The organism is Wolbachia endosymbiont of Drosophila nikananu, assembly GCF_028981865.1.
Lineage (GTDB): Bacteria > Pseudomonadota > Alphaproteobacteria > Rickettsiales > Anaplasmataceae > Wolbachia > Wolbachia pipientis_B.
Genome location: NZ_JAPQLL010000064.1, coordinates 30,736 through 38,851 on the forward strand (window position 1 = coordinate 30,736; position 8,116 = coordinate 38,851).

Here is an 8,116-nt window from a genome sequence, read left to right on the forward strand (position 1 = left end):
TTCTGCTTAGTAAATTTCTTAAACATTTTAGCTAAGGTTAGTTGCATTTAAAAGCAGCTAAATTGCAGTGTTTAAGACTTGAAAAACGCCAATACTGAAAATAGACAATGACTAGGGCTTCTTTTGCCTTTTTTTTATTTGGTAAATTTCTTAATGTTTATAGCTAAACGACAACCGTCATCCCGCAGCGGGATCTCTTGTTAGCGGATGAGATACCGCGAATGAATCGCGGTATGACGTAGGGCTACAGGTGTCATCCCAGTGTCTGGGCACTGGGATGACATCATAGAGGCGCTGGGATGACACCCTGACAATCGTCATCCCGCTACGTGTTAGCGGCTAAGAGATACCGCGGTGGTATGACGTAGGACTGCTGTCATTCCGCTACGTGTTAGCGGCTGAGATACCGCGCACATCTGTACGAACATTGTTATAATAAGAGTTCATGAAAGATGTCATCTGGAATCTTGTTCCAATGTTAAACAACACAAAGTTGAAAAAATAGAGCAAGAATTACTTACAATTCAATAATTCTCCAAAATCAATTATGTTTGAAAAGTAATTACTATCTATAACGTCATCACTCACACCATTAACGTGAATAAGAACTGGACGGCATGAAAAACCTTTTGGACGCTTTAGTGTGTCTATTTTCTTTTGTACTTCTTGTATTATTGAATGACCGATTTTATTTTTTGAAAATTTGGTTTCACAAATGTAGAGGGTGTTAAACCTTGTTTGAATCATGTAATCAATTTGACAACCAGCACCTGTCTTCCTCTGAAAAAATGGATTTTCGCTTACTATTCCATCAATTCTCAAGATATTATGTATGCTCTTTCTATTGTTAAGCACCAAATTTTCAAACTGAAGTCCAATAATTGTGTGCCACTCTGGTAGAGATGTAAGTAACCCTATAGAGTAGGTGTCGCGATTAATTTTTCCTAGATTTTTTTCAATATATTTTAGGTAAAACCTTAAATAATTATCTTGAAGTCTGTACTTCCTGAGTCGTGAATCAGTACCCGTTTTTATATTCCAAGTATGATCCTTTGCAATAAAACCGGCAAGCTCCAGCTCATGTAGATACTCAGAAATGCGTCCATGTCTTGCAATATCTAAAGCAGTACAAATTTCTTCCTGTTCTTTAGCTCCAGTAGAAAGAGCTTTCACTATTTGCTTATAAAAAGCTGTTTTTCGCATGAATAGATCTGAAAATATTTGGTCAAACTCCTCAACTAAAAACCCACCTTTTATAAAACAAAGCTTTTTAATATTTTCTTCAGCACTGTGTTTAAAATTTATCTCTTCTAAATATTTTGGAATTCCACCGGTTACTGCAAGCACCTTAAACTTTTCGTATGCTGAAATATTTTTTGACCAAAATCTGTTGCAATCAGAAAGTGATAATTCTCCGAGTGTTAAAGTCAACGATATTCTTCCTACAAAACCAGTACTACTAAGTATATTTTTCTCGATCCAAGATGATGCAGATCCACAAACGACAAAAATTAGTTTGTTATTATTTTTTAGCTGTGTATCCCAAAAATTCTTTATTTTGCCTAAAAAAGTTGGATCTTTTGAGCCCATCCAAGAAATTTCATCAAATAGCAATAATATTTTCCCTGATAGTAGACGTTCACCAACTGCCCATAGTAAGTCACTCCAGTCGTCATATCTAGCAAAAGATGTATTAAATTGTCTAGCAACTTGTCTAGAAAATTCATTAAGTTGATGGGATATTGTAGTGTGCTTTTCTGGTGGCAAACCTATAAATGAGTAATATTGCTCAAAATACTTACCAAACTCTTGAATTAAACGACTTTTTCCTACACGACGCCTTCCTTTGACTACTACAAAAGAAGCAGTATTTTTTTCTGTAAGCTCCAGCAGTTGCTTTAATTCAGCTTGCCTACCAATAAATAACAGAGACATAAAATACAAAATATAAATCTTTGTCTCCATTATACATGATGAAACTGGAGACGTAAATAAGTAAATTTCGATCTTTGTCTCTATAATGCTATAGCTAAACTGACTTACGACAATTTGAAAAACCTTCATACCGCCGCGGTATCTCTAGATCCCGCTGCGGTATGACGAGGGAGAGCAGCGGCAGTATAGCTATAAATTGTTGATATCTTTTTTATATCACGTTTTTAACTTACAATAGTTAGCCAGCGTTTCTTACATTAACCAAATCTTTCGAATTCTGCACTCACCACTACCTATAACTCACTTTCACGCAATACTGATCGTTCTTAAAAAGTAATCTAACATTTTTTATTTCTTGATTGCGAAGCTTTGATGCAGTTGATTTAGCAGCCTGAGCACTTTTAAAAAATGCAACATACCCCTTACTTTCTGCACTGTCTTGTTTTGGGTGACGTTTCTGCATTTCTTTTTCATATTGCTTTCTGTAATGGGGAGTATTTTGTATCAATTGTTCTGACATCTTTCTTAGGTATTGGACTTTTACCTTTGCAAGCCCTACTTTATGCAATCCTAAGACTTGAGCTGCTTTTTCTGATAAGTCTATTATTCTGCCTTCAATAAAAGGCCCTCTATCGTTAATCCTTACAACAAGCTTTCTTCCATTTTCTAAATTAGTGACAAGAGCAAAGCAGGGTAAGGGCAAAGTCTTATGCGCTGCAGAGATCAAGTGACGGTTAAACACTTCACCATTTGCTGTAAGCGTGCCATGATCTTCTATTCCATACCACGATGCTATCCCTATCTCTTCATAGTGTTTACAGTTTTTTGGATAATAAGTTATACCATTTATTGTGTAGCTGCAGCCAATTTTATAATGACCTGCAGTGCAATTAAACCTGTTGCTAAAACTACAACTACTCATCAAAACAAATATTAGACATAGGAAGGCTAAGTTTTTTATCATTGTATTCGGTAAGAGGGTTCGATACTATGAGGATTTTAAATTATACTATAATAAATTTAGTAATGAGTAAACATCTACTGCTAAATATTAACAAAACTCAAAAAAGAATAATACATATAATTGGTATAGGTGGAATCGGAATGAGTGCCATTGCTGAAATTCTTCACAATTCCGATTGCAAAGTTCAAGGCAGTGATGCACAGTCAAACAACAATGTAGATAGATTACAAAGGCTGGGCATAGAGGTTTTTATTGGTCACAATGCTAATAATATAAGCCAAGCTCAAATAGTTGTATATTCTTCTGCGATAGAATCTGATAATGTGGAGTTAGTAACAGCGAGAAATAACAATAAAACCATTTTGCATAGATCAGACATACTTACTGAAATTATGAAAGATAAATATGTGATAGCAGTTTCAGGTTCAAGTGGAAAGACGACAACAACGGCTATGATTGCTTCTATTTTTGATCATTCTAATATTGATGCAACTGTAATTGTAGGAGGAATACTAAATTCGTATCAGAGTAATTCAAGACTTGGAAGGAGTAACATTTTTTTAATCGAAGCTGATGAGTCTGATGGAACCATGCTAAAAATTCCTGCAAATATTGCTGTCATAACGAGTATTAACGACGATCATATGGATCATTATGGTACATTCGACGATATTAAAAATGCGTTTTCTCAGTTTATAAGCAAAGCAGGTTTTGCAGTTTTGCCTGATTCTGTAGGCATTAATTATGATGCAAGTAACTCTATGATGTTTGGATTTGAGGGTGCCAATATTAAAGCTGTTAATGTTAAGCAGCATGCTAACAGCATAGAATTTGATGTGTTGAACAATTGGATTCCAGTGTCAGCTACTTGCATGACAAGAAAGCAGGTGTCATCACATCACCCTCTGTCATCCCAGTGCGTGACACTGGAATCCAGAAACATAAAAAATGTAATACTAGCAAATGCAATAGGGATGCATAAGGTCAGCAACGCCTTGGCTGCAATATCAGTTGCGATAAAGCTCGGGATTAGCAATGCTGAGATTAAAAAAGGCCTTTTGGAATTTCAAGGAGTAGCAAGAAGATTCTCTTTGATTGCCAATATTAAAGGTGTTAAGTTAATTGAGGATTATGCCCATCATCCAAATGAAATATATGCAACTTTAACAGCTGCACGTTCGATTACTAAAGGAAAAGTAATAGGAATTATCGAACCACTTCGTTTTGCTCGCATTCGTAATTTTTTTAATGAATTCATACGAATTTTCATGATGTTTGATTATGTCATCCTCACTCCTGTTCATCCCCCAGAAGATAAGCCTATTCCTGGTTGTGGGATTGATGATATACAAAAAGCTTTAATCAGTAATGGGTTTGATAGCGTAAAAATCATGAATGATTCTCTACTCATTTCACGTTTTATTAGTGATTCGACAAATTTAGGCGATGTAGTATTATTTATTGGTGCTGGTAGTAATATAGATAAATTGGCAAAGGAAACTGCGAAGCTCATAGCAGAAACTGTACAAACATCTAGTTAAACGATAGAATAAATGCAAGTACCGGTGTCATTCAAGTGCTTGACACTGGAATCCAGTCAACTATGTATGAAGAGTTATTATGTTTATATACTTGCAAGTGAACGCAACGGAACTTTATACGTAGGTGTGATATCAAATCTGATAAAACGAATTTATGAACATAAAAGTGAAACTGTTTCTAGTTTTACGTCAAAATACGGTGTTTATAGATTGGTTTATTTCGAAGAGTTTCAAGACATAAATTTAGCTATTACTAGAGAAAAGCTTTTAAAAAGTTGGCAAAGAAAATGGAAAATGAATTTAATCGAGAAAGAGAATCCAGACTGGGAGGATTTATATGATAAAATTGTGTAGTAAAACTGGATCCCAGTGTCGGAGCACACAACTGTACGAACGTTGCGATATGGGGGTAACTTCCACTAAGAATGATGTCATCCCAGTGCCCAGACACTGGGATCCAGAAAACTTAATCGTAAATGAGCACACCAGGTGGCTGTATAGTAAAAGCTGGATTCCAGTGTCAAGCACTGGAATGACACCATCCGCTACTCAAATTACCTGTATATTGCAATGTTCATACACTGAAATGTTACAGCGCTGGGATAACATCTTCCGAGACAGAACGTTCCGTGCACACAATTGTGAATCTAGTAAAGGTTTAATGTAATGAATAAGATAATCAACAACGTATTTGCAAGAGAAATTTTAGATAGCAGGGGTTACCCAACTGTTGAGGTGGAAATTGAACTCTGTGATGGAGTAATAGGTAGAGCATCTGTACCTTCTGGAGCTTCAACTGGTAAACTAGAAGCCTTGGAACTCAGAGACCAAGATGAGAAAAGGTATTGTGGTAAAGGAGTGCTGAAAGCTGTTCAAGCTGTAAATGGAGTGATAGCAAATGAAATCATTGGCATGGATGCAACAAACCAAAGTGCAATTGATAAAGCATTAATTGAACTGGATGGAACAAAAAATAAATCTAAACTTGGAGCAAATGCAACTTTGGGTGTGTCTCTTGCGGTTGCAAAAGCAGCAGCAAACAGTTTCAAAATACCGTTGTGTAGATATTTGGGAGGAGAGCAGATGAGTGTTATGCCGGTTCCACTCATTAACATAATTAATGGTGGAGTACATGCAGACAATAAGCTCGATTTCCAAGAATTCATGATTCTTCCGGTCGGTGCTGAGACTTTCAGTGAAGCAATCAGAATATCTGCGGAGGTGTTCCACAACTTACGTAGCATTCTTAAGAAAAAAGGTTATAGCACAAACGTAGGAGATGAAGGTGGTTTTGCACCAAATATTGAAAGTACTGAAGAAGCACTTGACTTGATCATATACGCTATAGAATCAGCAGGTTATTCAGCACAAAGTGATTTTGCACTAGGCCTTGATGTTGCTTCATCTACTTTTTATGAAGATAGAATTTACAAATTTGAAAATAAAGAGCTTACTTCAAAAGAATTGACTGAATATTATTGTAATCTTGTGGAAGGATATCCAATAATTTCTATAGAAGATGCAATAAGTGAAGACGATTACGAAGGTTGGAAATTACTTACTGCAAAATTGGGGAGTAAAATTCAATTGGTTGGGGATGATTTATTTGTTACAAATTGTGAACTAATAGGCAAAGGAATAGAAGAAAAAATGGCAAATGCTGTACTGATCAAGCCAAATCAAATAGGGACGTTAACAGAAACTTTTGCTGCTATTGAAATGGCAAAATCAAACAACTACAAAGCTGTTATTTCTCACCGCTCAGGTGAAACAGAAGACACAACAATATCTCATATAGCAGTTGCATCAAATTGCGGGCAAATAAAAACCGGGTCACTGTCGCGTTCTGATAGGCTAGCGAAGTATAACGAGCTAATGAGAATAGAAGGCACATTAGGAAAAGATGCTAAATATTATCGTGGGTTAGCATGGGTTTTATAGATGAAGTAAAATTGTGTTTAAAAGCCGGTGATGGTGGTGACGGTTGTGCAAGTTTTCGTCGAGAAAAGTTCGTTGAATTTGGTGGGCCAAACGGCGGTAACGGAGGAAAAGGTGGAAACATAGTTTTCATCAGCGACGCTAACCTTAACACTTTGCTTCATTTTCGTTATAGAAGACACATTAAAGCAGATAATGGGAAAAATGGTGCAGGCAGGGATAGATCTGGCACAGCGGGGAAAGACGTTATACTTCGAGTTCCAGTCGGTGCACAAATAATTGATGAAGAAAGTGAGGAGATAATAGTAGACCTTGACAAGTCTGGTATAGAATTTCAAGTAGCACAGGGTGGAAAAGGTGGACTTGGAAATACTAATTTTAAATCTTCTACTAATAAGGCACCAAGACATTTTACTTACGGTCAGCCTGGCGAAGAAAAACATGTATTATTAAAACTAAAAGTTTTATCAGATGTTGGAATTATTGGCATGCCAAACGCAGGTAAATCAAAATTTTTGACTCGCTGCTCAAATTCCGATACAAAAGTAGGCGATTATCCATTTACCACCGTAAGACCCCACTTAGGTGTGACAAAAGTGGATGATAGCGAAGTTGTAATAGCAGATATTCCTGGAATAATCACCGATGCTCACCTTGGAGTTGGGCTCGGACATAAATTTTTAAAGCACATAGAAAGGTGTCAAATTTTACTTCATTTAATCGATGTAACTCATGATGACGTTGTTTCGGCTTATAGTTGTATCCATAATGAATTGGAACTTTACAATGGTGATCTTGTTAAAAAAGAAGAGATTGTAGTATTAAACAAATGCGACTTGCTGAGAGAAGCGGAAATTCTAGAAAAGAAGAATCACCTAGCCAATTATCTTAATAAAGAAGTGCTGTGCTTATCAATTAATGGTGATTTACAGCCTATTTTAAGATTATTAAGTGAAAAATTGAAAAAGAGTAATTCTAAGGAAATCGATGTATATGATCCTTTTAAGATGTGAATTTCATTTAGATAATTGATGTTTTTCATTTATTTTATCATATAACTAGAATATATGTGTACGAACGTTTGTTTTTGAAGGTGATTTGCACAGTAAATGGTCAGCGTGTGACGCACTGCCCAGTTCATGTTAGCTATAAATATTTAAGCAAATGAAAAAAAAGGTATCCGTTCAGGATAGCGGCAAGACCATAGAGTAAAAGTGAGTTTACAACAAATGGTGTCATCCGAGTAGCTGACACTGGGATCCAGGAAAGAGAATGATGTCATGAAAGTAGCCCCTATGATGTCATTCAAGTAGCTGACACTGGTTTCTTTATGATGCTGTCATCCCAGTGCCCAGACACTGGGATCCAGAAAAGTTTGCTTGTAAGTAAGCAAACTAGCATAGAAAGTGGTTACAACATTTTCGATGAGATTATATGGAAAACTGGATTCCAGTGTCAAGCACTGGAATGACAAGTTCGCGGCGGCATCCTCGTCATCCCGCCACGGTATCTCTAGATCCCGCTAACAAGCAGCGGGATGACGAATTACTATACCACCGCGAACCGTCATACTGCCGCAGACCGTCATACCACGATTCATTCGCGGTATCTCTTAGCCGCTAACAAGTAGCGGGATGACGAATTGCTTAACCGTCATCCCGCCGCGGTATCTCTAGATCCCGCTAACAAGCAGCGGTATGATGATTCTTCAAATCGTCAAGGTGTCATCCAAGTAGCC

The 8,116-nt window shown here is 36.7% G+C and carries 6 protein-coding genes and 1 pseudogene; 5 read left to right on the top strand and 2 right to left on the bottom strand.

Annotated features, from left to right (window positions below):
• Window positions 1-513: 513 nt before the first annotated feature.
• Together OZD67_RS04355 and OZD67_RS04360 are read right to left on the bottom strand one after the other, a co-directional pair.
• A complete protein-coding gene (locus tag OZD67_RS04355) occupies window positions 514-1,935 on the bottom strand; it encodes an AAA family ATPase (protein WP_182183558.1) in 1,422 nt (473 codons plus the stop codon).
• A 289-nt stretch (window positions 1,936-2,224) separates the two neighbouring features.
• On the bottom strand, window positions 2,225-2,899 hold the full coding sequence (locus OZD67_RS04360; protein WP_182183559.1) for a septal ring lytic transglycosylase RlpA family protein: 675 nt from the start codon (window positions 2,897-2,899) through the stop codon (window positions 2,225-2,227).
• Between the two features lie 26 nt (window positions 2,900-2,925).
• On the opposite strand from OZD67_RS04360, the gene murC reads away from it, so the two are divergent.
• The 5 genes and pseudogenes from murC to cgtA all read left to right on the top strand — a co-directional run bounded on the left by murC (window position 2,926) and on the right by cgtA (window position 7,391).
• Window positions 2,926-4,440, top strand: coding sequence for a UDP-N-acetylmuramate--L-alanine ligase (gene murC, locus OZD67_RS04365; RefSeq protein WP_182183561.1), 1,515 nt, complete (start codon window positions 2,926-2,928; stop codon window positions 4,438-4,440).
• A 66-nt stretch (window positions 4,441-4,506) separates the two neighbouring features.
• Window positions 4,507-4,794: a GIY-YIG nuclease family protein gene (locus OZD67_RS04370; RefSeq protein ID WP_182184098.1), complete on the top strand. Its 288-nt coding sequence runs from the start codon at window positions 4,507-4,509 to the stop codon at window positions 4,792-4,794.
• A gap of 82 nt (window positions 4,795-4,876) precedes the next feature.
• Window positions 4,877-5,026, top strand: a pseudogene (locus OZD67_RS06460) (WPE palindromic element domain-containing protein); the annotation flags it as partial.
• An 80-nt stretch (window positions 5,027-5,106) separates the two neighbouring features.
• On the top strand, window positions 5,107-6,381 hold the full coding sequence (gene eno, locus OZD67_RS04380) for a phosphopyruvate hydratase (protein ID WP_182183564.1): 1,275 nt from the start codon (window positions 5,107-5,109) through the stop codon (window positions 6,379-6,381).
• Entirely contained in the window at window positions 6,369-7,391 is a 1,023-nt protein-coding gene (gene cgtA, locus OZD67_RS04385) for an Obg family GTPase CgtA (protein ID WP_182183566.1), read from the top strand. The genes eno and cgtA overlap by 13 nt, the downstream gene beginning before the upstream one ends.
• Window positions 7,392-8,116: the final 725 nt, after the last annotated feature.